25 protein-coding genes are annotated in these 25600 nt (G+C 66.2%); 14 read left to right on the forward strand and 11 right to left on the reverse strand.

Annotation, left to right across the window (positions count from 1 at the left end; genetic code table 11):
• Window positions 1-10 precede the first annotated feature (10 nt).
• The 4 genes from arcA (at window position 11) to fabY (ending at window position 5670) form a co-directional block, all read left to right on the forward strand.
• Window positions 11-1267 (forward strand): arginine deiminase, encoded by a 1257-nt coding sequence (arcA, locus tag AC1RB9_RS27120; RefSeq protein WP_003100029.1) that lies wholly within the window; start codon window positions 11-13, stop codon window positions 1265-1267.
• Window positions 1268-1346: 79 nt separating this feature from the next.
• Window positions 1347-2357, forward strand: a complete 1011-nt coding sequence (locus AC1RB9_RS27125) for an ornithine carbamoyltransferase (protein ID WP_003100031.1) — start codon at window positions 1347-1349, stop codon at window positions 2355-2357.
• A 60-nt stretch (window positions 2358-2417) separates the two neighbouring features.
• A complete protein-coding gene (gene arcC / locus AC1RB9_RS27130) occupies window positions 2418-3350 on the forward strand; it encodes a carbamate kinase (protein WP_003100033.1) in 933 nt (310 codons plus the stop codon).
• A 415-nt stretch (window positions 3351-3765) separates the two neighbouring features.
• The gene (fabY, locus tag AC1RB9_RS27135; RefSeq protein ID WP_003114068.1) at window positions 3766-5670 is read left to right on the forward strand and encodes a beta-ketoacyl-ACP synthase FabY; all 1905 of its coding nucleotides are present in this window, start codon (window positions 3766-3768) and stop codon (window positions 5668-5670) included.
• Between the two features lie 46 nt (window positions 5671-5716).
• Here the strand turns inward: fabY and cysQ are convergent, their stop codons facing one another.
• Window positions 5717-6538 carry a 3'(2'),5'-bisphosphate nucleotidase CysQ gene (gene cysQ / locus AC1RB9_RS27140; RefSeq protein ID WP_003100038.1) on the reverse strand — a complete coding sequence of 274 codons (822 nt, stop codon included), beginning with the start codon at window positions 6536-6538 and terminating at the stop codon, window positions 5717-5719.
• On the reverse strand, window positions 6535-7101 hold the full coding sequence (gene nudE, locus AC1RB9_RS27145; protein WP_003096206.1) for an ADP compounds hydrolase NudE: 567 nt from the start codon (window positions 7099-7101) through the stop codon (window positions 6535-6537). Before nudE ends, cysQ begins: the two co-directional genes overlap by 4 nt.
• A gap of 125 nt (window positions 7102-7226) precedes the next feature.
• Between nudE and yrfG the strand changes: the two genes are divergently transcribed.
• Entirely contained in the window at window positions 7227-7892 is a 666-nt protein-coding gene (yrfG, locus tag AC1RB9_RS27150) for a GMP/IMP nucleotidase (RefSeq protein WP_003100040.1), read from the forward strand.
• A 51-nt stretch (window positions 7893-7943) separates the two neighbouring features.
• Here yrfG and lysM read toward each other — a convergent pair whose 3' ends face one another.
• Window positions 7944-8381, reverse strand: a complete 438-nt coding sequence (gene lysM / locus AC1RB9_RS27155; RefSeq protein ID WP_003096210.1) for a peptidoglycan-binding protein LysM — start codon at window positions 8379-8381, stop codon at window positions 7944-7946.
• 173 nt (window positions 8382-8554) lie between these two features.
• Between lysM and AC1RB9_RS27160 the strand changes: the two genes are divergently transcribed.
• The 5 genes from AC1RB9_RS27160 to AC1RB9_RS27180 all read left to right on the forward strand — a co-directional run bounded on the left by AC1RB9_RS27160 (window position 8555) and on the right by AC1RB9_RS27180 (window position 14032).
• A complete protein-coding gene (locus AC1RB9_RS27160; RefSeq protein ID WP_003100042.1) occupies window positions 8555-9436 on the forward strand; it encodes a LysR family transcriptional regulator in 882 nt (293 codons plus the stop codon).
• 96 nt (window positions 9437-9532) lie between these two features.
• The gene (gene fdhD / locus AC1RB9_RS27165) at window positions 9533-10372 is read left to right on the forward strand and encodes a formate dehydrogenase accessory sulfurtransferase FdhD (protein WP_003100044.1); all 840 of its coding nucleotides are present in this window, start codon (window positions 9533-9535) and stop codon (window positions 10370-10372) included.
• Between the two features lie 7 nt (window positions 10373-10379).
• Complete coding sequence (locus AC1RB9_RS27170) at window positions 10380-12701, forward strand: FdhF/YdeP family oxidoreductase (protein ID WP_003100047.1); 2322 nt, start codon at window positions 10380-10382, stop codon at window positions 12699-12701.
• A gap of 309 nt (window positions 12702-13010) precedes the next feature.
• Window positions 13011-13526 carry a hypothetical protein gene (locus AC1RB9_RS27175; protein WP_003100049.1) on the forward strand — a complete coding sequence of 172 codons (516 nt, stop codon included), beginning with the start codon at window positions 13011-13013 and terminating at the stop codon, window positions 13524-13526.
• A gap of 98 nt (window positions 13527-13624) precedes the next feature.
• Window positions 13625-14032, forward strand: coding sequence for a glycine zipper domain-containing protein (locus tag AC1RB9_RS27180; protein ID WP_003100051.1), 408 nt, complete (start codon window positions 13625-13627; stop codon window positions 14030-14032).
• Window positions 14033-14100: 68 nt separating this feature from the next.
• On the opposite strand, the gene AC1RB9_RS27185 is transcribed toward AC1RB9_RS27180, so the two are convergent.
• Window positions 14101-14316: a carbon storage regulator gene (locus AC1RB9_RS27185; RefSeq protein WP_003096222.1), complete on the reverse strand. Its 216-nt coding sequence runs from the start codon at window positions 14314-14316 to the stop codon at window positions 14101-14103.
• A gap of 224 nt (window positions 14317-14540) precedes the next feature.
• On the opposite strand from AC1RB9_RS27185, the gene AC1RB9_RS27190 reads away from it, so the two are divergent.
• Complete coding sequence (locus tag AC1RB9_RS27190) at window positions 14541-15098, forward strand: chorismate mutase (protein WP_003100053.1); 558 nt, start codon at window positions 14541-14543, stop codon at window positions 15096-15098.
• Here the strand turns inward: AC1RB9_RS27190 and AC1RB9_RS27195 are convergent.
• From AC1RB9_RS27195 to AC1RB9_RS27210, 4 genes are read right to left on the reverse strand one after another with little or no spacing between them, the layout of a single operon-like run.
• Window positions 15080-15523 (reverse strand): acyl-CoA thioesterase, encoded by a 444-nt coding sequence (locus AC1RB9_RS27195; protein WP_003457751.1) that lies wholly within the window; start codon window positions 15521-15523, stop codon window positions 15080-15082. The genes AC1RB9_RS27190 and AC1RB9_RS27195 overlap by 19 nt on opposite strands.
• Window positions 15524-15545: 22 nt before the next feature.
• Window positions 15546-16709 carry an iron-containing alcohol dehydrogenase gene (locus AC1RB9_RS27200; protein ID WP_003114061.1) on the reverse strand — a complete coding sequence of 388 codons (1164 nt, stop codon included), beginning with the start codon at window positions 16707-16709 and terminating at the stop codon, window positions 15546-15548.
• Between the two features lie 26 nt (window positions 16710-16735).
• On the reverse strand, window positions 16736-18526 hold the full coding sequence (locus AC1RB9_RS27205) for an acyl-CoA dehydrogenase C-terminal domain-containing protein (protein WP_003457754.1): 1791 nt from the start codon (window positions 18524-18526) through the stop codon (window positions 16736-16738).
• A gap of 1 nt (window position 18527) precedes the next feature.
• Window positions 18528-19763 (reverse strand): 3-hydroxyacyl-CoA dehydrogenase, encoded by a 1236-nt coding sequence (locus AC1RB9_RS27210; protein ID WP_003457758.1) that lies wholly within the window; start codon window positions 19761-19763, stop codon window positions 18528-18530.
• A 142-nt stretch (window positions 19764-19905) separates the two neighbouring features.
• Here AC1RB9_RS27210 and AC1RB9_RS27215 point away from each other — a divergent pair, with 142 nt between their 5' ends.
• Window positions 19906-20814: a LysR family transcriptional regulator gene (locus AC1RB9_RS27215; protein ID WP_003096239.1), complete on the forward strand. Its 909-nt coding sequence runs from the start codon at window positions 19906-19908 to the stop codon at window positions 20812-20814.
• 14 nt (window positions 20815-20828) lie between these two features.
• Here AC1RB9_RS27215 and AC1RB9_RS27220 read toward each other — a convergent pair whose 3' ends face one another.
• On the reverse strand, window positions 20829-21431 hold the full coding sequence (locus tag AC1RB9_RS27220; RefSeq protein ID WP_003100063.1) for a nitroreductase family protein: 603 nt from the start codon (window positions 21429-21431) through the stop codon (window positions 20829-20831).
• A gap of 253 nt (window positions 21432-21684) precedes the next feature.
• On the opposite strand from AC1RB9_RS27220, the gene AC1RB9_RS27225 reads away from it, so the two are divergent.
• Entirely contained in the window at window positions 21685-22041 is a 357-nt protein-coding gene (locus tag AC1RB9_RS27225; RefSeq protein ID WP_003109981.1) for a fimbrial protein, read from the forward strand.
• 57 nt (window positions 22042-22098) lie between these two features.
• On the opposite strand, the gene AC1RB9_RS27230 is transcribed toward AC1RB9_RS27225, so the two are convergent.
• Entirely contained in the window at window positions 22099-23640 is a 1542-nt protein-coding gene (locus AC1RB9_RS27230; protein WP_003100068.1) for a phosphoenolpyruvate carboxykinase, read from the reverse strand.
• Between the two features lie 115 nt (window positions 23641-23755).
• The gene (gene hslO, locus AC1RB9_RS27235) at window positions 23756-24649 is read right to left on the reverse strand and encodes an Hsp33 family molecular chaperone HslO (protein WP_003146528.1); all 894 of its coding nucleotides are present in this window, start codon (window positions 24647-24649) and stop codon (window positions 23756-23758) included.
• A gap of 112 nt (window positions 24650-24761) precedes the next feature.
• On the opposite strand from hslO, the gene AC1RB9_RS27240 reads away from it, so the two are divergent.
• The gene (locus AC1RB9_RS27240) at window positions 24762-25565 is read left to right on the forward strand and encodes a phosphatase PAP2 family protein (RefSeq protein ID WP_003100069.1); all 804 of its coding nucleotides are present in this window, start codon (window positions 24762-24764) and stop codon (window positions 25563-25565) included.
• Window positions 25566-25600 lie beyond the last annotated feature (35 nt).

The raw sequence follows: 25600 nt of genomic DNA on the forward strand, positions 1-25600 counted from the left end.
GAGACGTGAAATGAGCACGGAAAAAACCAAACTTGGCGTCCACTCCGAAGCCGGCAAACTGCGCAAAGTGATGGTCTGCTCGCCCGGACTCGCCCACCAGCGCCTGACCCCGAGCAACTGCGACGAGTTGCTGTTCGACGACGTGATCTGGGTGAACCAGGCCAAGCGCGACCACTTCGACTTCGTCACCAAGATGCGCGAGCGCGGCATCGACGTCCTCGAGATGCACAATCTGCTGACCGAGACCATCCAGAACCCGGAAGCGCTGAAGTGGATCCTCGATCGCAAGATCACCGCCGACAGCGTCGGCCTGGGCCTGACCAGCGAGCTGCGCTCCTGGCTGGAGAGCCTGGAGCCGCGCAAGCTGGCCGAGTACCTGATCGGCGGCGTCGCCGCTGACGACCTGCCCGCCAGCGAAGGCGCCGACATCCTCAAGATGTACCGCGAGTACCTGGGCCATTCCAGCTTCCTGCTGCCGCCGTTGCCGAACACCCAGTTCACCCGCGACACCACTTGCTGGATCTACGGCGGCGTGACCCTGAACCCGATGTACTGGCCGGCGCGACGACAGGAAACCCTGCTGACCACCGCCATCTACAAGTTCCATCCCGAGTTCGCCAACGCCGAATTCGAGATCTGGTACGGCGACCCGGACAAGGACCACGGCTCCTCGACCCTGGAAGGCGGCGACGTGATGCCGATCGGCAACGGCGTGGTCCTGATCGGCATGGGCGAGCGCTCCTCGCGCCAGGCCATCGGTCAGGTCGCCCAGTCGCTGTTCGCCAAGGGCGCCGCCGAGCGGGTGATCGTCGCCGGCCTGCCGAAGTCCCGCGCCGCGATGCACCTGGACACCGTGTTCAGCTTCTGCGACCGCGACCTGGTCACGGTCTTCCCGGAAGTGGTCAAGGAAATCGTGCCCTTCAGCCTGCGCCCCGATCCGAGCAGCCCCTACGGCATGAACATCCGCCGCGAGGAGAAAACCTTCCTCGAAGTGGTCGCCGAATCCCTCGGCCTGAAGAAACTGCGCGTGGTCGAGACCGGCGGCAACAGCTTCGCCGCCGAGCGCGAGCAATGGGACGACGGTAACAACGTGGTCTGCCTGGAGCCGGGCGTGGTGGTCGGCTATGACCGCAACACCTACACCAACACCCTGCTGCGCAAGGCCGGCGTCGAGGTCATCACCATCAGCGCCAGCGAACTGGGTCGCGGTCGCGGCGGCGGCCACTGCATGACCTGCCCGATCATCCGCGACCCGATCGACTACTGACAGACAACCCGCTCTCGAGCTGAACGGCGGCGTCCCCAGGAGGGGCGCCGCCCACCGACTTCCCACAAGGAGATCAATCATGGCTTTCAACATGCACAACCGTAACCTGCTCAGCCTGATGCACCACAGCACCCGCGAGCTGCGTTACCTGCTCGACCTGTCCCGCGACCTCAAGCGCGCCAAGTACACCGGCACCGAGCAGCAGCACCTGAAGCGCAAGAACATTGCCCTGATCTTCGAGAAAACCTCCACTCGCACCCGCTGCGCCTTCGAGGTGGCCGCCTACGACCAGGGCGCCAACGTCACCTACATCGACCCGAACTCCTCGCAGATCGGCCACAAGGAGAGCATGAAGGACACCGCGCGGGTTCTCGGCCGGATGTACGACGCCATCGAGTACCGCGGCTTCAAGCAGGAAATCGTCGAGGAACTCGCGAAGTTCGCCGGCGTTCCGGTGTTCAACGGCCTGACCGACGAATACCACCCGACCCAGATGCTCGCCGACGTGCTGACCATGCGCGAGCACAGCGACAAGCCGCTGCACGACATCAGCTACGCCTACCTGGGCGACGCGCGCAACAACATGGGTAACTCCCTGCTGCTGATCGGCGCCAAGCTCGGCATGGACGTACGCATCGCCGCGCCGAAGGCGCTCTGGCCGCACGATGAGTTCGTCGCCCAGTGCAAGAAGTTCGCCGAGGAAAGCGGCGCCAAGCTGACCCTCACCGAGGATCCGAAGGAAGCCGTGAAAGGCGTGGACTTCGTCCACACCGACGTCTGGGTGTCGATGGGCGAGCCGGTGGAAGCCTGGGGCGAGCGGATCAAGGAACTGCTGCCCTACCAGGTCAACATGGAGATCATGAAGGCCACCGGCAACCCGCGGGCCAAGTTCATGCACTGCCTGCCGGCGTTCCACAACAGCGAGACCAAGGTCGGCAAGCAGATCGCCGAGCAGTATCCGAACCTGGCCAACGGCATCGAGGTGACCGAGGACGTCTTCGAGTCGCCCTACAACATCGCCTTCGAGCAGGCCGAGAACCGCATGCATACCATCAAGGCGATCCTCGTCTCGACCCTCGCCGACATCTGACCGCGCTCCTGCGCCCCGGCCCACGCGGTCGGGCGCAGCCGCCTTCCGGAGGTAACCGATATGCGTATCGTCGTCGCATTGGGCGGTAATGCCCTGCTACGCCGTGGCGAACCCATGACCGCGGACAACCAGCGGGAAAACGTGCGGATCGCCGCCGAACAGATCGCCAAGGTGGCGCCCGGCAACGAGCTGGTGATCGCCCACGGCAACGGTCCCCAGGTCGGCCTGCTGGCCCTCCAGGGTGCCGCCTACGACAAGGTCTCGCCCTACCCGCTGGACGTCCTCGGCGCGGAAACCGAGGGCATGATCGGCTACATGATCGAACAGGAGATGGGCAACCTGCTGCCGTTCGAAGTGCCGTTCGCCACCATCCTCACCCAGGTCGAGGTGGACGGTAAGGATCCGGCGTTCCAGAACCCGACCAAGCCGATCGGCCCGGTCTACTCCAGGGAAGAAGCCGAGCGCCTGGCCGCCGAGAAGGGCTGGAGCATCGCCCCGGACGGCGACAAGTTCCGCCGCGTGGTGCCCAGCCCGCGGCCGAAGAGGATCTTCGAGATCCGCCCGGTGAAGTGGCTGCTGGAGAAAGGCACCATCGTCATCTGCGCTGGCGGCGGCGGTATCCCGACCATGTACGACGAGGCCGGGAAGAAGCTCAGCGGCGTCGAGGCGGTGATCGACAAGGACCTCTGCTCCTCGCTGCTGGCCCAGGAGTTGGTGGCCGACATCCTGATCATCGCCACCGACGTCGACGCGGCCTACGTCGACTGGGGCAAGCCGACCCAGAAGGCCATCGCCCAGGCCCACCCGGACGAACTGGAGCGCCTCGGCTTCGCCGCCGGCTCCATGGGACCGAAGGTCCAGGCCGCCATCGAGTTCGCCCGCGCCACCGGCAAGGACGCGGTGATCGGTTCGCTCGCGGACATCGTCGCAATCACCGAGGGCAAGGCGGGAACACGGGTCAGCACGCGCAAGGCGGGCATCGAGTACCGCTGATACACCACCCCCAGGGCCGCTTCGCGGCCCTTCTTCATTCTCCTCTGCCGGCATCGGGCGAAAGGTGGATAGCGCCACGCCTCTGCGCGCGGACTTTCAAGCAAGTCCCGCAACACTCGCCTACGCCCCACCTCTGCCAACAGCCCGGCCATGGGCGTCAATCCCCCCACGGCAGACCGCCAGCACTTGTGGAAAGCCCACGCAACGCGGTATTCAGTAGGAAAATACGTGACTCGATAGTCATGATTCACGTCAGCATAGTCACCCTGATCATTTCAACGGCCACTGGCTCGTGCCCGGGTCCGTGAAGCTCGCCTCGCCGACGGGAAAGGCCGCCATCGCCGCCACGCGCTTCCCGCTCCGGACCAGGCAGCAGCCCGGCACGCGAACGACTATTCGAAGGAGTTTCTGAGTGATGTCTCGACTACCGGTCATTGTTGGTTTCGGTGGCTACAACGCAGCAGGCCGTAGTTCCTTCCACCACGGCTTCCGCCGCATGGTCATCGAATCGATGGACCCGCAGGCGCGCCAGGAAACCCTAGCCGGCCTGGCGGTCATGATGAAACTGGTCAAGGCCGAAGGCGGCCGCTACCTGGCCGAAGACGGCACGCCGCTGTCCCCGGAGGACATCGAGCGGCGCTACGCCGAACGCATCTTCGCCTCTACCCTGGTGCGACGCATCGAACCGCAGTACCTCGACCCGGATGCAGTCCACTGGCACAAGGTCCTCGAGCTGTCCCCTGCCGAAGGCCAGGCGCTGACCTTCAAGGCCTCGCCCAAGCAACTGCCCGAGCCGCTGCCGGCCAACTGGTCGATCGCTCCCGCGGAGGACGGCGAGGTGCTGGTGAGCATCCACGAGCGCTGCGAGTTCAAGGTGGACAGCTACCGTGCGCTGACGGTGAAGTCCGCCGGCCAGTTGCCCACCGGTTTCGAACCGGGCGAGCTGTACAACTCGCGCTTCCACCCGCGCGGCCTGCAGATGTCGGTGGTCGCCGCGACCGACGCGATCCGCTCCACCGGCATCGACTGGAAGACCATCGTCGACAACGTCCAGCCCGACGAGATCGCGGTATTCTCCGGCAGCATCATGAGCCAGCTCGACGACAACGGTTTCGGCGGCCTGATGCAATCCCGCCTGAAGGGCCACCGGGTCTCGGCCAAGCAACTGCCGCTGGGCTTCAACAGCATGCCCACCGATTTCATCAATGCCTACGTGCTCGGCAGCGTCGGCATGACCGGCAGCATCACAGGCGCCTGCGCCACCTTCCTCTACAACCTGCAGAAGGGTATCGACGTCATCACCAGCGGCCAGGCCCGGGTGGTCATCGTCGGCAACAGCGAGGCGCCGATCCTGCCGGAGTGCATCGAGGGCTACAGCGCCATGGGCGCACTGGCCACCGAAGAAGGCCTGCGCCTGATAGAAGGCCGCGACGACGTGGACTTCCGCCGCGCCAGCCGGCCGTTCGGCGAGAACTGCGGCTTCACCCTGGCCGAGTCCAGCCAGTACGTAGTGCTGATGGACGACGAACTGGCCCTGCGTCTGGGCGCGGATATCCACGGCGCGGTAACCGACGTGTTCATCAACGCCGACGGTTTCAAGAAGTCCATCTCCGCCCCCGGCCCGGGCAACTACCTGACGGTAGCCAAGGCGGTGGCCAGCGCGGTGCAGATCGTCGGCCTGGACACCGTGCGCCACGCCAGCTTCGTCCACGCCCACGGCTCCAGCACGCCGGCCAACCGGGTCACCGAATCGGAAATCCTCGACCGCGTGGCCAGCGCCTTCGGCATCGACGGCTGGCCGGTCACCGCGGTGAAGGCCTACGTCGGCCACTCCCTGGCCACCGCCAGCGCCGATCAACTGATTTCCGCCCTGGGCACCTTCAAGTACGGCATCCTCCCTGGGATCAAGACCATCGACAAGGTCGCCGACGACGTCCACCAGCAGCGCCTGAGCATCTCCAATCGCGACATGCGCCAGGACAAGCCGCTGGAGGTGTGCTTCATCAACTCCAAGGGCTTCGGCGGCAACAACGCCAGCGGCGTGGTGCTGTCGCCGCGAATCGCCGAGAAGATGCTGCGCAAGCGCCATGGCCAAGCGGCCTTCGCCGCCTACGTCGAGAAGCGCGAGCAGACCCGCGCCGCCGCCCGCGCCTACGACCAGCGCGCGCTGCAGGGCGACCTGGAGATCATCTACAACTTCGGCCAGGACCTGATCGACGAACACGCCATCGAGGTCAGCGCCGAACAGGTGACGGTGCCCGGCTTCAGCCAGCCGCTGGTATACAAGAAGGACGCGCGTTTCAGTGACATGCTCGACTGAGCGCCACCACAACGGAAAAGGCCCGGCTAGACCGGGCCTTTTCGTTTCAGTGCAGCGCGCGCGCCAGTTGGATCAGCTCGCTGCGCCACTCGGCAGCGCGCGGCAGGGCCAGGAAGGAGCCGTTGAGGTAATCCTCGCGCGGCTCGTAGGTGAATGGCGCACCATGCAGGTCGAGCACCTCGCCGCCGGCGCCTTCCAGCACACCCTGGGCGGCGGCCGTGTCCCATTGCGAGGTTGGCGTCAGGCGCGGATAGCAGTCGGCAGCGCCCTCGGCCAGCAGGCAGAACTTCAGCGAACTGCCGATGCTGGCTCGCCGCAGGTCGCCGAAGCGCTCGCTCAAGCCATCCAGCAGGCGCTCCTGGGCCGGGCTGCCATGGCGCTTGCTGGCCACCACGGTGAAGGCCTCCTCGGGCTCCAGGCGCACACTGATCGGTTGCGCGCGGCCATCGGCCTCCTCGCGCCAGGCACCGAGACCGGCGCCACCGTAGTAGCAGCGGCCGCTCACCGGCACGCCGACCAGGCCGAACAGCACCCGGCCATCCTCGACCAGGGCCACGTTGACGGTGAACTCCTCGCTACCGGAGATGAACTCCTTGGTGCCGTCCAGCGGGTCCACCAGCCACCAGCGCCGCCAGTGGCCGCGCTCGCTCAGCGGTATCTCGCAATCCTCTTCGGAAAGCACCGGAATGTCCGGCGCCAGCGCCCGCAACCCCGCCTCCAATATATGGTGCGCGGCAAGGTCGGCGGCGGTAACCGGCGATTCGTCGGCCTTCGAGCGCACCGCCACGTCGGCGCGCCAGTGCGGCAGGATCGCCTCGCCGGCGCGCCGCACCAGCGCCACCAATTCGCCCCAGGGCACCGGTCTCATGCCTGGTACTCGCCGCGCTGAGTGAGCAGGTCGCGTACCAGGTACAGCGCAGCCAGGGCGCGGCCTTCGCTGAACTGGGCGTGCTGGGCCAGGCTCGACAGTTCGCGCAGGCTGATGCGATCGACGCCCATCGGCTCCGGCTCGTCGCCCGGCAGGCGCTCCTCGTAGAGGTCGCGCGCCAGCACCACCTGGATGCGCTGGCTCATGTAGCCCGGCGACAGCGACAGTTCGGTGATGTGCTCCAGTTGCCGGGCACCGTAGCCCGCTTCCTCCTTGAGCTCGCGGTTGGCCGCCGCGAGGATGTCCTCGCCCGGCTCGACCAGGCCCTTGGGCAGCGACAACTGGTATTCGTCGACCCCGGCGCAATATTCCTCCACCAGCACCGCGTGCTCGGCATCGAGCATGGCCACCACCATCACCGCACCGTAGCCCTGGCCCTTGCCGACCAGACGCTCGTAGGTGCGCTCGACGCCATTGCTGAAGCGCAGTTGCAACTCCTCGACAGCGAACAGTCGGCTCTTCGCGACGATCTCGCTGGCGAGTACGGTGGGTTTCTGACGCATGTGGATAACTCCTTGGCGAAGCCGGCGGGTTATCATACCCCGGCTTTTCCGATTATCCCTGTCGGAGATTGATGGGAAGCGACAGATTTCCGCATCGATCGCGACGAACCGCGACAAGAGCCGCCATGCCCACCCTGCCCTGGTCCGCCATCGACACCGTGCTGCTCGACATGGACGGCACCCTGCTCGACCTGCACTTCGACAACCACTTCTGGCTGGAACACCTGCCCCAGCGCTATGCCGAACGCAATGGCCTCAGTCGCACCGAAGCCGACGCCGTGCTCGAGCCGCTGTTCCGCGAACACGCCGGCCAGCTCAACTGGTACTGCCTGGATTTCTGGAGCCGGGAACTGGACCTGTCGATCCGCGAACTCAAGCACGAGGTGGCGCACCTGATCTCGCTGCGTCCGCACGCCGATACCTTCCTCGCCGCCCTGCGCCGGGCCGGCAAGCGCGTGGCGCTGCTCACCAACGCGCACCGCGACTCGCTGTCGCTGAAGCTGGAACGGATCGAACTGGCGCCCTATTTCGACCGACTGATCAGCTCCCACGACTACGGCTACCCGAAGGAGGACGCGCGCTTCTGGAGCGCCCTGCAAGCCGATTTCGGCTTCGACCCGCAGCGCAGCCTGTTCATCGACGACAGCCTGCCGATCCTGCGCAGCGCCCGCGCCTATGGTGTCGCCCACCTGTTGGCGGTACGCCACCCGGACAGCCGTGGCCAGGTCCGGGACACCGAGGAGTTCGCCGCCCAGGAGGACTACCGGCGGCTGCTCGAAGGACTGCCGTAGCCGCGGAAACGAAAACCCCGCCACGCGGGCGGGGTTGGCGAAACGCCGGGATCACTCGGGAATGCGCAGGACCTGGCCGGGGTAGATCTTGTCCGGATGGCTGAGCATCGGCTTGTTGGCCTCGAAGATCTTCATGTAGGCGTTGGCATTGCCGTATTCGGCCTTGGCGATGGCGCTCAGGGTGTCGCCTTTCTTCACGGTGACGAAGCGCGCCTCCGGAGCGGCCTGGGCCACGGTGATCTTGTCTTCCACCGAGGAGACGCCGGCGACGTTGCCCAGCGCCAGCAGGATCTTCTCTTTCTCCTCTTGGCTGGCCACCTCGCCCGAGGCGATGACCTTGTCGCCTTCCACCGAAACCTGGATGTTCGGGTTGCCCAGGCCGACCTTGGCGACGTGCTCCTTCAGCGACTCGGCCGCCTGTGCCTCATGCCCCGTCAGCGTATCCCACAGCTTTTCACCGGCTTCCTTCACGAACGCGAAAATACCCATCTTTGGTTCTCCCTTTACGGTTACGGTTGCAAGCGGCCGGCGCAATCCCGATCCGCGACTAGCCAAGTCTAGACTGCAAAAACCGGCGAAATATCCCCAGGCTCCTTCGTCACCCCATAACACTGCGCCCATTCGCGTTAAGATTCGGCGACACCCCCGCCACGGAAGCGCCGATGGACATCAAGCAACTGAAATTCCTCTGCGCCCTCGACGAAACCCGCCACTTCGGCCAGGCCGCCGCGCGCTGCCACGTCACCCAGCCGACCCTGTCCATGCGCCTGCGCAGCCTGGAGGAAGAACTCGGCCTGGAACTGGTGCGACGCAGCCAGCGCTTCGAAGGCTTCACCGAGGCCGGCGAGCGCGTACTGGCCTGGGCACGCAGCCTGCTGGCGGCCCAGGAAGGGCTGTACGCGGAAGCCGCCGCCTGCCGCGGGCAACTGGTCGGGACCCTGCGCCTGGGCGTGGTGCCGCTGGCCAGCTTCGACCCGATGCGCCTGGTCCAGCACATGGCCGGGCGCCACCCGGAGTTGCGTTTCCAGCTCTATTCCCTGAGTTCGGAACAGGTACTCGAAGGCCTGGCGCGCAACCAGTTCGATCTCGGCGTCTCTTATCTGGACCGTCTGGACCGCAGCCATTTCGAGGGCATCGAACTGGCGGAGACCCGCATGGGCCTGCTCCATCACCCCAGCCATTTCCCGCTCGACGCCGCGCTGCTGAACTGGGAAGCGCTGGCTGGCCTGCCGCTGGGTCTGCTCTCGGCGGGCATGCACTTCCGCCAATCCATCGACCACAACTTCCGCAGCCGCGGGTTGAGCCCCATCGCGCGCCTGGAAACCGACTCGGTACAGCAACTGCTGCAGGCGGTGCAGCGCGGCTTGTGCTGCGCGATCATGCCGCTGGGCAGCGAAGTCGACGGCGAGTTGCGCCTGATCCCCATCGAGGACGCCCATACCCTGGCAGCGCTCGGTCTGATCATCCGCAGCGGACAGCCGCGCTCGGCGCTGGCCGAAGCCTGTTTCGAGGAAGCCCGGAACTGGTTGGCGCCGCAGTCTTGATAGATCACGTCGATCAGCGCATCGGCACAACCGATTAGACGCTGCCCCGCGTCAGGCCTAGGCTGGTGCCACACCTAGAACGATAGGGCCCAGCCCATGCCTTGCCAGCCTGCATGCCCGGTATCCGCGGATACCTGGGCGCCTTCCGCCGTTCCCGACGATTACCGCTACGCCGACCTGCACCTGCCGCAGCAGGTCGGCCAGGCCTCCCTTGCCGCCGAGTGTGCCGTGGCGATCAGCTACAACGGACTGAACCAGGCGGTGATGATGGCCTCGCCCGAGGACATCGAGGATTTCGTCCGCGGTTTCAGCCTCAGCAGCGGCTTCGTGGAGTCCATCGACGACATCTATGAAATCCGCGTCAGCGGCCAGGGCGAATCCCTCCACGCCGAGGTCGAAATCAGCAGCCGCGCGTTCTGGAACCTTAAGCGCCAACGCCGGCAACTGGCCGGCACTTCCGGCTGCGGCCTGTGCGGCGTCGAAGCCCTGGAACAGGCCCTGCCGCAACTGCCGGAACGGTCGCCGCAGGCGCTGCCTCCCGCCGCCCATCTCGGCGCCCTGCGCCAGCGTATCGAGCAGGCCCAGCGACTGGCGCGCCATAGCGGCGCCCTGCATGCCGCGCTGTATTTCGACGGGCATGGCGAGCTGCGCCTGTGTCGCGAGGACATCGGCCGCCACAACGCCCTCGACAAGCTGATCGGCGCCCTGCACCGCCAAGGCCTCGACGCCGCGCGCGGTTTCGCCGTGGTCACCAGCCGCTGCAGCCTGGAGCTTATCCACAAGGCCGTACGTGCCGGGATCGGCACCCTGGTCAGCCTCTCCGCACCCACCGCCCTGACCGTGCAATGGGCGCGCCGCCACCAACTGAACCTGATCCACCAGCCCCATCACAACGCCCCGCGGGTCTACAGCCCGGCGCCGGCCGCAACCGAGTGAGTCCGCCATGAGCCTGCAACCTCTCCACCCCCGCTACAAGCCCTATGCCGGCGCCGCCGCCGGCTGGGGCGCGCTGCGCAGCGTGGCGCACTTCTGGCTGGACAGCAAACAGCCGTTCAAGAACCTCCGCGCCCTGCTCAAGACCAACCAGAACGGCGGTTTCGACTGCCCCGGCTGCGCCTGGGGCGACTCGCCGGAAGACGGCCGGGTGAAGTTCTGCGAGAACGGTGCCAAGGCAGTCAACTGGGAAGCCACCAAGCGCCGCGTCGACGCGGCGTTCTTCGCCCGCTACAGCGTCAGCGCCCTGCGCGAACAGAGCGACTACTGGCTGGAATACCAGGGCCGCCTCACCGGACCGATGCGCTACGACCCGCTCAGCGACCACTACCAGCCGATCACCTGGGACGCCGCCTTCGCCCTGGTCGCCGAGCACCTGCGACGCCTGGATAGCCCCGACCAGGCGGAGTTCTATACCTCCGGGCGGGCCAGCAACGAGGCGGCCTACCTCTACCAGTTGTTCGTCCGCGCGTTCGGCACAAACAACTTCCCCGACTGCTCGAACATGTGCCACGAAGCCAGCGGCGTGGCACTGGGCCGCAGCGTCGGGGTCGGCAAGGGCAGCGTGACCTTCGACGACTTCGAACACGCCGACGCGATCTTCATCCTTGGGCAGAACCCCGGCACCAACCACCCGCGCATGCTCGAGCCGCTGCGCGAGGCAGTGAAGCGCGGTGCCCAGGTGGTCTGCTTCAACCCTCTCAAGGAGCGCGGCCTGGAGCGCTTCCAGCATCCGCAGAACGCGCTGGAAATGCTGACCAACGGGTCCTCGCCGCTGAACACCGCGTTCTTCCGTCCGGCACTGGGCGGCGACATGGCGGCGATCCGCGGGATCGCCAAGTTCCTCCTCGCCTGGGAGCGCGAAGCCCAGGCCGAGGGTAGCGAGCCGGTATTCGACCACGCCTTCATCGCCGAGCACACCGACGGCCTCGAGGCCTACCTGGCCGAACTGGATGCCACCCCCTGGGAACACCTGGAGCGCCAGTCCGGGCTGAGCCTGGCGGAAATCGAGCAGGCTGCGCGGATGTACCGGCGGGCGAACAGGGTCATCGTCTGCTGGGCGATGGGCATCACCCAGCACCACCATTCGGTGGCGATCATCCAGGAAATCGTCAACCTGCAACTCCTGCGCGGCAACCTGGGCCGCCCGGGCGCCGGTCTCTGCCCGGTCCGCGGCCACAGCAACGTTCAGGGTGACCGCACCATGGGCATCAACGAGCGGCCGCCGGCGGCGCTGCTCGACGCACTGGAACGGCGCTTCGGCTTCGAAGTGCCACGCCACAACGGGCACAACGCCGTCGAGGCGATCGCCGCGATGCTCGCCGGCAAGTCGAAGGTCTTCATCGGCCTGGGCGGCAATTTCGCCCAGGCCACCCCGGACAGTCCGCGCACCCACGCCGCCCTGGCGTCATGCGACCTGACCGTGCACATCAGCACCAAGCTCAACCGCAGCCACCTGACCACCGGCCGCGACGCACTGATCCTGCCCTGCCTGGGGCGCACCGACATCGACCGCCAGGCCGAAGGCCCGCAGGCGGTCACGGTGGAAGACTCGTTCAGCATGATCCACGCATCCTACGGGCAACTGGAGCCGCTCTCGCAGCAGATGCGTTCGGAGCCGGCGATCATCGCCGGCATCGCCAAGGCAACCCTGGGCAACCATCCGGTGGACTGGGACGCGCTGATCGCCAACTACGAGCGCATCCGCGAGCTGATCGCCGACACCATCCCCGGTTTCGCCGACTTCAACCGCCGCGTCCGCCATCCCGGTGGCTTCTACCTCGGCAACTCCGCCGGCGAACGACGCTGGAACACCGCCAGCGGCAAGGCCAACTTCGTCGCCAACCCGCTGCCCCGCGACCTGTTGCCGGCACAGGTGCGCGACAGCGGCCTCGAACCCGACCTGATCCTGCAGACCCTGCGCTCCCATGACCAGTACAACACCACCATCTACGGCCTGGACGATCGCTATCGCGGAGTGAAGGGCCAGCGCGAAGTGGTATTCGCCAACGAGGCGGATATCCGCCGCCTGGGCTACCAGCCGGGCGACAAGGTCGACCTGGTCTCGCTGTGGAGCGATGGCATCGAACGCCGGGTACGCCGCTTCACCCTGCTCGCCTTCGACATCCCGGCCGGCCAGGCAGCCGCCTACTACCCGGAAACCAATCCCCTGGTGCCGCTGGAGAGCGTCGGCGTCGGCAGCCATACGCCGACTTCGAAGTTCATCGCGGTACGCCTGGAAAAGGCCACGGGCGACGGGCGCATTATCTGAAGCCCACGAAAAACGCCGCCTCCTGCAACAGGAGGCGGCGTCTTAAGGAAAAAGTCGATGAAAGGCCTTGAAGGCAGGCCGCTCGTCGGCGTTAGAATGGCCAGCATCCCGCCAGCAAAAATACCGATTTCGACCCTGAAATCGCGCTTCACATTCGGTCTACGACCGCCTCTACTTAAGAAAGTTCCCCATACAAAACAAGTACTTGGAATATTTCGAATTTGCTCTACCAATCGTCGGCTGGCGCTTGTCAGCGGTTTGGGCCAACCCCAGCATCGCAGCCGTCATCCCCACAGAGAGAAACTCTCTATGAAGTATTCCTCGATACTCCTGTTGTCCCTGAGTCTGGTCGGTAGTACCGCCTTCGCAGGCGACGACACCCGCGCGGCCATCGGCGGCGCCTTGGGCGGGGTGTTGGGTTCGGTCGTCGGCGATGCGGTCGGCGGCAGCACTGGCGCCGCGATCGGTAGTGGCATCGGTGGCGCTGCGGGCGGTGCAGTCGGCGCCGGACGCGGCAACAAGACCGAAGCGGCGATCGGCGGCGGCCTCGGTGCCGCAGGCGGCAACGTCATCGGCCGGCAGATCGGTGGCAGCACCGGTGGCCTGATCGGCGCGGCCCTCGGCGGCGCCGGCGGCGGCGCGCTGGGCAACCATTATGGCGACGGCAACCGCCGCTACGACGACGATGACGACTACCGCGACCGTCGCTACTACCGCCGCGCCGGCTATCGCGATGGCTATTACCGGCATGACAACGGCCATCACTATGGCCAGTACAAGAAGTGGAAGCGCCACAAGCATCATCGTCGCTACTACGACGACTGAACCCGCCGCTCCCTACGACGCAAAGGCCGGGCCGGATGGTCCGGCCTTTGTGCGAACGACCGTATTTCCCTCCCGATTGAAACGATGAGGCACGCACGATGCGTAAATCTCTCCTGGTAATCGCGTTCGGCCTGCTGAGCGCACAAGCCGCGCTCGCCGGCGACTCCACCAAGACCGCGGTGGGCGGCGGCGTAGGCGGTGCCCTGGGCAACGTCGTGGGCGGCGCCATCGGCGGTAGCACCGGTGCCGCCATAGGCGCCGGCCTGGGTGGCGCGGCCGGCGGCGCGATGACCGCCAAGGACGGGCGCAAGACCGAAGCCGCCCTGGGTGGCGGGCTAGGCGCGGCCGGCGGTTCGGTGATCGGCAACAAGCTGGGCGGCAGCACCGGCGCGACCATAGGTGCAGGCCTCGGCGGCGCAGCGGGTGGCGCGGTCGGTAACAACCTGGGCAAGGACAACGACAGCGGTCACCGCGGCAAGAAACACCGCAAGCACAAGCATCGTTGATCGGCATGCTTGCCGAAGCTGATGTGTAAAAGCCCCGCGAACGCGGGGCTTTTACTTTCTACCGTTCGTCAGCCTTTCGGTGCCGTTTTCAACTCGTCGCGAACGATCAGGACGCCACGCGGCGCCTCGATCCCGACCCGGGCCTGGTTGCCGATGATATCGGTGACCAGGATCCGGATGCCGCCTTCGCGCAATTGCCGAATCAGTTCCTCCGCCGGGTAGTCGGCCTTGAGGGACAGGGTGATGCCTTCGCCTTCTCGGCGGGAGAGTATCAGGAAACCCATGTTCCGCGTCCTTGCCAGTCATAGCAGGGGCAAACCGGCCCCTTTGGTGAATGAAATGGTGTGGAGGGATGGTCACAGAACATTGCTCCAGCGTCGAGACTGCAAACGTTCAATCAGAAATGTCCCATCCAGCGCTTCCTGTTCGCCTCACGCCATGTCATGGATTGTCGCACCGGGCTCGCTTTGCTAGCGTGCCGGACATCAATTCCATCCGAGATTTCCAGATGCGCCCGTCGTTCGCCAGTTGGGGCCTGCTTGCCCTCCTGCTCCTGCAAGGCCCGTTGCTCCAGGCCCAGCCGCTGTCACCGGCTCTCCAGCAACTGTTGAGCCTGAGCAGCCAGCGTTTGCAACTAGCCGATCAGGTAGCCCAGAGCAAGGCCCAGTCGGGCAAGGCGGTACAGGACAGCCCGCGGGAAGAACAACAGTTGCAGATGCTCGCCGGACAAGCCGGGAGCCACGGGGTCGGCGCCGAGCAGGTGCGCCTGCTGTTCGCCGCGCAGATCGAGGCGAACAAGCTGGTCCAGTACCGCCTGCTCAGCCGGCCGCTACCGGACGCTGGCCAGGCGGTCGACCTGGAGCGCATCCGCAGCCGCCTCAATCAGCTCAACCTGGAGCTGCTGCGCGGCTACGCCCCGGCGCTCGCCGAACTGCGCCTCGACGACTGCCGGCCGAGGCTCAACCAGGCGCTGCAACGGCAGGTACGCGACGATCGCCTGGACGAGCTGCACGCCATCGCCCTGTCACGGGCGGCGGGCGATCTCTGTCACTGGGCCGCGCTCTGAAGCGCGGCCAGCGCATCGCGTAGTTCCTGCGGAATGGCCACCGGGCGGCTGCTTCGGCGCTCCACGAAGACATGCACAAAACGCCCGGCCGCGCAGGCCTCCCGCTGCCCTTCGAGGAACAAGGCCAGTTCGTACTGCACCGAGCTGCTGCCCAGGCGCGCCACCCGCAGGCCCATCTCGATCCGCTGGGGGAAGGCCACCGGCGCGAAATAGTCGCAGCTGGAACTGACCACCAGGCCGATCACTTCGCCGCCCTGGATATCCAGGCCGCCGCGCTCGATCAGGTAGGTATTCACCGCCGTGTCGAAGAACGCATAGTAGGTCACGTTGTTCACGTGTCCGTAGATGTCGTTGTCGTGCCAGCGCGTGGTGATCGGCTGGAAATGAAGGTACTGCTCGCGCAGCGGTCGCAGGGCGGTCGCCATGCCCGGTCCTCGTAGAAGGGATTCAGTATGCCGCGCGATAGATCGCCAGGGCATCCGCCTCGCCGACCTCGCGCGGGTTGTTGACCAGCAGACGCTGCTGGAGCATCGCGTCGGCGGCCAGGCGCGGCAGCATCGCCTCGTCCACCCCGGCGTCGCGCAAGCGGCTCGGCAGGCCGTTGCGCGGACTGAGCTGGGCCAGTTCGTCAATCAGCTGCACGGTAAGCGCGTCGCGATCGCCCGGACGCAAGCGGTCGCCCAGCAGCAGCGGCGCCAGCTCGGCATAGAGTCCAGCGGCAGCGGGAGCGTTGAAACGGATCACCTCCGGTAGCACCAGCGCATTGCTCAGGCCGTGGGGAATGTGGAAATGCCCTCCCAGCGGATAGGCCAGGGCATGCACCGCCGCCACCGGCGCATTGGCGAAGGCCTGCCCGGCCAGGCAGGCGCCCAGCAGCATGGCCTGGCGCGCCTCGCGGTCGCCGCCGTCGCCTACCGCGCGTTCCAGGTTGGCCGCCAGCAGGCGCAACGCCTCCCGCGCCAGCAGGTCGGACAGCGGGTTCTTCTTCAGTTTGCTGGTATAGCTCTCGATCGCATGCACCATCGCGTCGATACCGGTCGCCGCGGTGACCGCCGGCGGCAAGCCGAGGGTCAGGTCGGCGTCGAGCAGCGCCAGGTCGGGCAGCAAGTGGGGCGAGACCACGCCCATCTTGGTGGTCTCGCCGGTGGTGACGATGGCGATCGGCGTCACCTCGGAGCCGGTCCCGGCGGTGGTCGGCACCTGGATCAGCGGCAGGCGCGGCCCGCGTGCGTTGCCGACCCCGAAGACCTCGCCGAGCCCCTGCCCTGCTTCTGGGTGGGCGAGCAGCGCGACCAGCTTGGCTACGTCCATGGAGCTGCCGCCGCCGAAACCGACCACCAGCTCGGCAGCCATGCCCCGCGCCCGCCCGAGCGCGGCCTCGACCACCGACTCGGGCGGATCGGCGAGCACCTGGTCGTACACCTCGACGGCCAGGCCCAGGCGCGGGAAGCCGGGCAGGATCGCATCCAGCAAGCCGAGCCGGGTGATCCCCGGGTCGGTCACGATCAACACGCGGCGCGCCCTTCGCTCGCGGCAGAGTTCCGCCAGGCGGATGGCGGAGCCGGCCTCGCAGAGGATCTGCGCGGTAGTGGCGAAACTGAAAGCTTGCATATCGGTCTCCTTGGGCGAGACGCCCGTCAGAACGAGAAATGCTCCTCGGGCAGGGCCATCAGGCAGTCGGCGCCACCGAGCAAGGCTTCGCGGTGCATGCTCGCCCGCGGCAGGATACGCCGCAGGTAGAAATCGGCGCTGCGCAGCTTGGCCCGATAGAAATCGCCCTCGCCGGAGCCGCCGTCCAGCGCTTCCTGGGCTCGTGCCGCGGCTTGCAACCAGAGGGCCGCGAGCAATACGTAGGCGCTGTACTGGAGGAAGTCCACCGAAGTGGCGCCGATCTCCTGGGGATCGCGGGCGCAGGCCTCGAGTACCTGGCCGGTGAGCTGCCGCCACTCTTCCAGGCGTTGCAGCACCGGCTCAGCCAGTGGCGCCAGCACAGCACGCCCTTGCAGCGCCTCGCTGGCCACCGCCAGTTCGCCTTGCAGCGCCAGCAGTTCGCCGCCCTGGTCGCCGAGCAGCTTGCGGCGGACCAGATCGAGCGCCTGGATGCCATTGGTGCCTTCGTATATCTGGGTGATGCGACTGTCGCGCATCAATTGCTCCATGCCCCATTCGCGGATGAAACCGTGACCGCCATAGACCTGTACGCCGAGGCTGGCGACTTCCTGGCCGACATCGGTAAGGAAGGCCTTGACGATGGGGATCAGCAGCGCTGCACGGCGCGTCGCCGCGCGCCGGCCGTCGGCATCCGGATGGCCGTGTTCCAGGTCGAGCTGGCGTGCGCAGCAGGCCGCCAGCATGCGGCAGCCTTCGACCAGGGTCTTCTGGGTCAGCAGCATGCGCCGCACGTCGGGGTGCACGATGATCGGGTCGGCGACCTTGTCCGGTGCCTGCGGGCCGACCAGGGCGCGCGACTGCAGGCGTTCGCGGGCGTAGCCGAGGGCGCCCTGGAAGGCCCGTTCGGCGATACCCAGGCCCTGCAGGCCGACCTGGAAGCGCGCGTCGTTCATCATCGTGAACATGCAGGCCAGGCCCTGGTTCGCCTGGCCCAGCAGCCAGCCCCTGGCGCCGTCGAAGTTCATCACGCAGGTGGAGGCGCCCTTGATCCCCATCTTGTGCTCGATGGCGCCGCACCCCAGGCTGTTGCGCTCGCCCAGGGAGCCATCGGGATTGGCGACGAACTTCGGCACCAGGAACAGACTGATGCCCTTCACCCCGGCCGGCGCGTCCGCCAGGCGCGCCAGCACCAGGTGGACGATGTTCTCGGTGAGGTCCTGCTCGCCACCGCTGATGAAGATCTTGCTGCCGCTGATCGCGTAGCTGCCGTCGGCCTGCGCCTCGGCGCGGGTGCGCAGGAGGGCGAGGTCGGTGCCGGCCTGGGGTTCGGTCAGGCACATGGTGCCGGCCCATTCGCCGCTCACCAGCTTGCCCAGGTAGTCGCGCCGCAACGCCTCGTCGCCATGCTTGTACAGGGCCAGCACGGCGCCCTCGGTCAGCCCCGAATAGACGCGGAAGGACAGGCTGGCGGCCATCAGCATCTCGTGGAAGCACGCGGAGACCATCTGCGGGAAGCCCTGGCCGCCGTACTCGGTGGGTCCGGTCATGCTCGCCCAGCCGTTCTCGCTGTACTGCCGGTAGGCTTCGCGAAAGCCGGTGGGGGTGGACACCACGCCGTCCTTCAGCTTCGCGCCTTCCTCGTCGCTGTTGCGATTGAGCGGCGCCACCACCTGGCCGGTGTAGCGCGCGCCTTCCTCGAGCACGCCGTCGATCAGTTCGCGATCGATGCCGTTGCCCAGCAGTTCGCAATGCGCGCCGACATCGAACAGTTCATGGAGAACGAAGCGCATGTCGCGCAAGGGGGCCTGGTAATCCATCTCAGCGCGCCTCCTGCAGGTCGGCGAAGGCTCCGCCCTCGGCGGCCAGGCGCTCGACCAGGGACGCCGGCTTCCAGCGTGCGCCGTGGCGCTGTTCGAGGAAACGCAAGCGTTGCAGCAGCTCGGCCGCGCCGAGGCGATCGGCCCAGGCCATGGGACCGCCCTCCGCGGCGGGGAAGCCGTAGCCGTTCAGGTAGACAGTGTCGATGTCGGCACTACGGGCGGCGATACCCTCGTCGAGGATCTTCGCGCCCTCGTTGACCAGCGCCAGCAGGCAACGCTCGAGGATTTCCTCGTCGGCGAAATCGCGCCGCGGGTAGCCCAGCGTTTCGGCAACCCGGAGCACCAGGGCATCCACCTCGGTATCGTGCTCCGCCTGGCGGCTACCCGGCGCGTAGCGGTAGTAGCCGGCACCGCTCTTCTGGCCGAAGCGGCCCATCTCGCAAAGGCGGTTGTCCACCTGCACGGCCGGCTGGTCCTGGCCGACCCCGGCCAACTCGCGGGCGCGCCACTCCAGGTCGATACCGACCACGTCGTACATGCGGAACGGCCCCATGGCGAAACCGAACGCCTGGAGAGCCCGGTCCACCTGGTACGGCAGGGCGCCTTCCAGCAGCATCAGGCGGGCCTCGGTGGCGTAGGGTTCGAGCATGCGGTTGCCGATGAAGCCGTGGCAGTTGCCGGCCACCACGCTGACCTTGCCCATCCGCTCGCCCAGCGCCAGGGCCGCCTCCAGCACCGCCGGCGCGGTCTGCGCGCCGCGCACGATCTCCAGCAGCCGCATGATGTGCGCCGGGCTGAAGAAGTGCAGGCCGAGCACCTGACGCGGACGCGCGGTGACCGCGGCGATGGCGTCGATGTCCAGGTAGGAGGTATTGCTGGCCAGCACCGCGGAGGGCTTCAGCGCCGCGTCCAGCTCGCGGAAGATCGATTGCTTGAGTTCCAGGTTCTCGTAGACCGCCTCGATCACCAGGTCCGCCTCGCGCATCGCGGCGAGGTGCTGGACCGGCGTGATGCGGGCGCGGCGCGCGGCCGCTTCCTCTTCGCCGATGCGCCCCTGGCGCACGTTGTGCGCGTAGGTGTCGGCCACGGCGCCGAGCGCCTGGTTGAGCATCTGCGGGTTGCTGTCCAGCCACTGCACGTCGAGACCGGCGTTGGCCAGGCACATGACGATACCGCGACCCATGGTGCCGGCGCCGATCACCGCGGCCTGGCGGAAGGAAAAGTTCTGGCTCATGGTCTTGTCCTCGTTGTAGCGAGCGCAGGAGGAACGGTGGACGAAACCTGGGGCAGTCCGACCGCACAAAAAGCGACCACTACCTTAGGGGAAGGTCGTACTATTTTTGAAATTTAGTCTTGTGATAGCTGGAATTCAGGCAGTGAATATCCAAACCTTCGACCTCAACCTGCTACGCGTCCTTGACGCGCTGCTGCGCGAACGCAACGTCTCGCGCGCGGCGGAGCGCCTGGCGCTGAGCCAGCCGGCAGTAAGCAATGCGCTGAACCGCCTGCGCGAGCTGCTCGACGACCCGCTGCTGGTCCGCGCCGGTCGTGCGATGCAGCCGACGCCCCGGGCGCTGGCGCTGGAAGCGCCGATCCGCGCGGCGCTGCGGCAGATCGAACAGAGCCTGGGCGACGGCGAGGGCTTCGATCCGGGGCGCAGCCGGCAGCGCTTCACCGTAGCGGTGACCGACTACGTCGAACTGATCTGCATGCCCGCCCTGATGCGCCGCCTGAGTGAGCGGGCGCCGGGAATCTCCATCGCCATCCAGCACCTGACCCCGACCTTGCCGGCCGAGGCGCTGGACAAAGGCGAACTGGACCTGGTGCTAGGCCGCTTCGAAAACGTCCCGGCGCGCTTCCAGCGCCGCCATTGGGCCAGCGAGACCCTGCAACTGGTCGCCCGGCGTCAGCACCCGCTGCTGGCGCAGGCTCCCGACCTGGCCACCTTCCTGGAGCTGCAGCACCTGTGGGTGCACGGCGGGCAGACCAAGGGGATGGTCGACCAGTGGCTGGGCAGCCAGGGGCTCAAGCGGCAAGTGGCCTACACCACGCCGAACTACCTGCAGGCAGCGCACATCGCCGCGTACAGCGACCTGGTCGGCGTCCTGCCGCGACAACTGGCGCACTACTTCGAACGATTGCTGCCCCTGCAATCGTTCGACCTGCCGTTCGACCTCGGCCCGTTCCACCTGGAACTGGTGTTTCTGGCCCAGCGCGAACGCGACATCGCCCTGCAATGGCTGGTCGAACAGATCCGCCAGGTCGGGGCCGCCGGACCGGACTAGGGGAATCCGGGCAGTCAGAAGCGGTCGCGAATGACCAGTTCTTCCCGCGGCAGCTTGCCGCTGCGCGGCCAGGGTTCAACGGCCTTTTTCCCGACCGCGACCATCAGGCCGATCACATGGTTGTCCGGCAGGTTGATCAGCCGGGCCACGGCATCGAAGTCGAAACCATCCATCGGACACGAATCCAGGCCCTGGCCGCGGGCGACCAGCATCAGGGTCTGCGCCAGCAGGCCGCAGCTGCGCATGGCTTCGTCGCGCTGTACCTGGGGCTTGCCGCGGTAGTAGGTGTCGATGGCGCCTGCCATGAACGCCTGTACCGCCTCGGGAGCACCGTCCCAGACCCGCTGCGCGTTGCGCTCCCAGCTGTCGAGCTGGGCGCACACCACCACCAGCATCGCCGCGTCGGTGACCTGCGCCTGGTCCCAGGCCACTTCACGCAACTGCACGCGCAATTGCGGATCGCTGACCTCGACCAGCCGCACGTGTTGCAGGTTGAAGGCGGAAGGCGCATGCAGCGCCAGGTCCAGGAGATGGTCCTTCTCTTCGCGAGTCAGGCTGAAGGATGAGTCGTAGCCCTTGATGGCACGGCGACTACGAACGGCGTCTTCGATATGCATGGGGGAAATCCACTGCGAGGGAACAAAGGGGCGCCCACTCTAGGGCATTGGCGAGAAGATAAACCAGACTTCAATAAATCCGACGCAGCCCCACAGCAGCTACTTACAGAATTAAGACTAGGACTATTCCTAGGAAGGAATTTTCCTAAGGAATTGTCCTATATTCCACTCCAATGCCAGCGCCTGGGAGAGGGCCCCTCCCGGGACGCACGAACGCAGAAAAATAAGGATGAACTCACGTAGGAGTAAGCTCATGAACAGGATGGGCCAACTGGCTTTGTTCGGTCTTCTTGTAGGAACTTCCAGCAACCTGTTCGCCGCCCCCGGCAGCATCAGCGGCGTCATCCGCTTCACCGGCGCCATTGTCGAGCCACCATGCTCGATGAGCGCTCCCCGCCAAGACGAAAGCAAGGGCAGTTTCCACCTCAGTGGCTGTCCCATGCAGGCGCGCACCGCGGATGTCAGCATCCGTTCGATGAAGACCGGCGAGGTGCGCCACTTGCAACCCAGCGATACGGTCATCGGTGAACGGGATTTCTCGGCGCGCTATGAGCTGGCCGGAAGCGGTCGCCGCTCCGGCAACTACCTGATCACCGTCACCTACCCCTGACGTTCGCCCATGAAAAAACCGCCCGAAGGCGGTTTTTTCATGGTGCCGAAACGTGGCTTACAGCTGCGGGCCGGCGGCCTTGATCGCATCGGAAACCTCGAATTTCTTGAAGTTTTCGATGAACTGCTTGGCCAGGCCCTTCGCCGCCTCGTCGTAGGCAGCCTTGTCAGCCCAGGTGTTGCGCGGGTTGAGCAGATTGGTCTCGACGCCCGGAACGGCCTTCGGCACGTCCAGGTTGATGATCTCCAGGTGCTCGGTTTCCGCGCCGATCAGCGCGCCGCTCTGGATCGCCGCGATCACGCCACGGGTGGTCGGGATGTTGAAGCGCTTGCCGACGCCGTAGCCACCGCCGGTCCAGCCAGTGTTGACCAGGTAGACCTTGGAGCCGAAGGCCTTGATGCGCTTGATCAGCAGCTCGGCATAAACGCCGGCCGGACGCGGGAAGAAAGGAGCACCGAAGCAGGTGGAGAAGGTCGACTTGATACCGCCGCCGGAACCCATCTCGGTGGAGCCGACCAGCGCGGTGTAGCCGGACAGGAAGTGGTAGGCCGCCTGCTCATTGTTCAGGATCGATACCGGCGGCAGTACGCCGGTCAGGTCGCAGGTCAGGAAGATCACCGCGTTGGGCTCGCCGCCGAGGTTCTTCTCCGAACGCTTCTCGACGTGCTCCAGCGGGTAGGCGGCGCGGCTGTTCTGGGTCAGGCTGTCATCGGCGTAGTTGGGCACGCGCTCTTCGTCGAGAACCACGTTCTCCAGCACGGCGCCGAACTTGATGGCTTTCCAGATGACCGGCTCGTTCTTCTCGGACAGGTCGATGCACTTGGCATAGCAACCGCCTTCGACGTTGAACACCACGCCCTCGCCCCAGCCGTGCTCGTCGTCACCGATCAGGTAACGGCTTTCATCGGCGGACAGGGTGGTCTTGCCGGTGCCGGACAGGCCGAAGAACAGGGTCACATCGCCCGCTTCGCCGATGTTGGCAGCGCAGTGCATCGGCAGCACGTCGCGCTCGGGCAGCAGGAAGTTCTGCACGGAGAACATGGCTTTCTTCATCTCGCCGGCATAGCGCATGCCTGCGATCAGCACTTTCTTCTGGGCGAAATTGAGGATCACGCAACCGTCGGAGTTGGTGCCGTCGCGCTCGGGCACGCATTCGAAGTTGGCGACATTGAGGACCTGCCACTCGTCCTTGCCGGCCGGGTTGTACTGCTCCGGCTCGATGAACAGGCAACGGCCGAACAGATTCTGCCAGGCGGTAGCGGTGGTCATCTTCACCGGCAGGTAGTAAGCCTCGGCGGAACCTACATGAACATGGGAAACGAAATGGTCCTGGGCGTTGTTGAACGCTTCCACGCGGGCCCACAGCGCATCGAACTTGTCGGCCGGGAACGGACGGTTGATGTTGCCCCAGGCGATCGCGTCCTTGGTGCTCGGCTCTTCGACGATGAAACGGTCGACCGGCGAACGGCCGGTGCGATGGCCGGTACGTACGACCAGCGAGCCGTTGGCGGCCAGTTCGCCCTCACCGCGGCGAATGGCTTCTTCTACCAGTTGGGCGGCGCTGATATCGGTGTACACGGCGTTGTTGGCTTGCGTCATGTGGTTCCCCGTCGGCCAGAGGCCGAGTCCTCCAAACTTCGTAGCGCTTCAAAAAACTCACTACAGGAAAAAAGTGGCGGGATTATGCCAGAAAAGCCCGCTGGATGAAAAATCGTCAGTGGCGGGTCTCGGAAGGCCCCTGGCTGCCAGCGCCAGCGAACAACTGGGCGACGTCGGAGGCGTCGAACAGGTAGCGCTGGTTGCAGAACTGGCAGTCGATGCTGATCGAGCCTTCTTCCTCCTCGAGCAGCCGCTCGCAGTCGGCCTGCCCGAGACTGACCAGGGCGTTGGCCGAACGTTCCCGCGAGCAACTGCAATGGAAGACCAGCGGTTGCGGCTCGAACAGGCGCACGGTTTCCTCGTGGTAGAGGCGGTGCAGGACGGTCTCGTTGTCCAGCGCCAGCAGCTCTTCGGCGGTCAGCGTGTCGGCCAGGGTGGTCAGGTGCTGCCAACTGGCCTCGCGGGCCTCGGGGTCCTTCAGGCGGTCGGCGGGAAGCTGCTGCAGCAGCAGGCCGCGGGCACGGCGGCCGTTGGCGTTGAGCCAGAAACGGGTCGGCAGCTGTTCCGAGCTGGCGAAGTAGTTGGACAGGCATTCCGCCAGGTTCACCCCCTCCAGGGCGACGATCCCCTGGTAGCGCTGGCCCCTGACCGGGTCCACGGTGAGGGTCAGCACGCCTTCGGGCATCAGTTCCTGCATGCCGGCGTCGGCGCCGATGGACTCCGCCGAATAGCGGGCCAGGCCACGCACCTGGCGGTCGCTGGAACACTCCACCATCAACAGCGGAACCGCGCCGCTGGAGCGCGCCTGCAATACCAGCAGGCCGTCGAACTTGAGCGTGCCGCAGAGCAGCGAGGCCGCCGCGAGCATCTCCCCTAGCAGCTGCGCGACCGGTTCCGGATAGGGATGTTTGGCCAGCACTTCGCTGTAGCTGCGCTCGAGATCGACCATCTCGCCGCGCACGTCGGTATCGTCGAAAAGGAAACGCTGGCTCTGATCTGAATGGGACATGCGGGACACAACGCTACGAATGAGGGAATGACAAGTGAGTGACAAAGGCCTATAAAAGCGCGCTTCGTGACAGTCGTACGCCGACCCGGCGCCGATAGGGGGAAACGATTTTATGGATAATGCCTCTCCGTTCCAAGCGGCCTGGCAATGGCGCAAGTTCGCCATCTGTCATCTTCTGGCGCTCCTGCTGCTGATCCTGTGGCTCTGGGGCCCCACCCGCGAGCTGATGAACGGCTTCGACTTCTGGCTCTTCGACAAGCTCAACGGCTCCCTCGCCCTCAACGAAACCTGGCTGAAACTCTGGGGCCTGCTCAGTACCCGACCGTTCGACGCGGTGGTCGGGGTGATCCTGCTCTGCCTGCTGATTCGCGGCGACTGGCTGCTGCCGGCGAACCAGGTACGGCGGCTGACCTTCGGCTTCATCGTGACCCTGCTGATCCTGGTGGTGATCCGCGTGCTCTACGCGAAGATCGCCCACCACCTGCACTGGCAGCACGCCAGCCTGTCCATGCTGATGGACAAGGCCATCCACCTCAGCGACCACTTCCCGGACTGGGAACGCGTGTGGGAAATCAAGGACCGCTCCAAGCGCAGCTTCCCCGGCGACCACGCCTCGGTGCTGCTGGTCTGGGCGCTGTTCATGTCGCTGTTCGCTCGCCGCGCCGGGCAGTTCCTGCTGATCTGGACCCTGGCCGTGCTGTTCATGATGCCGCGCCTGGTAGCCGGCGCGCACTGGGGCCAGGACGACTACATCGGCGGCCTGCAGATGGCCCTGCTGGCCCTCGCCTGGGGCTGCTACACACCGCTGGCGGCGAAGGCCAGCGGCTGGCTGGTGCAGGTGACCGAACCGCTGTTCCGCCTGCTGGCGAAATTGCCGCTGATCGGCCGCCTCGGCGTGGTCCGCGACTCGGCCTGAGGCCATCCCGGTCTCCCCTGCGGGAGACCGGCGCT

The sequence above is a fragment of the Pseudomonas sp. 20-5 genome, from assembly GCF_056782835.1.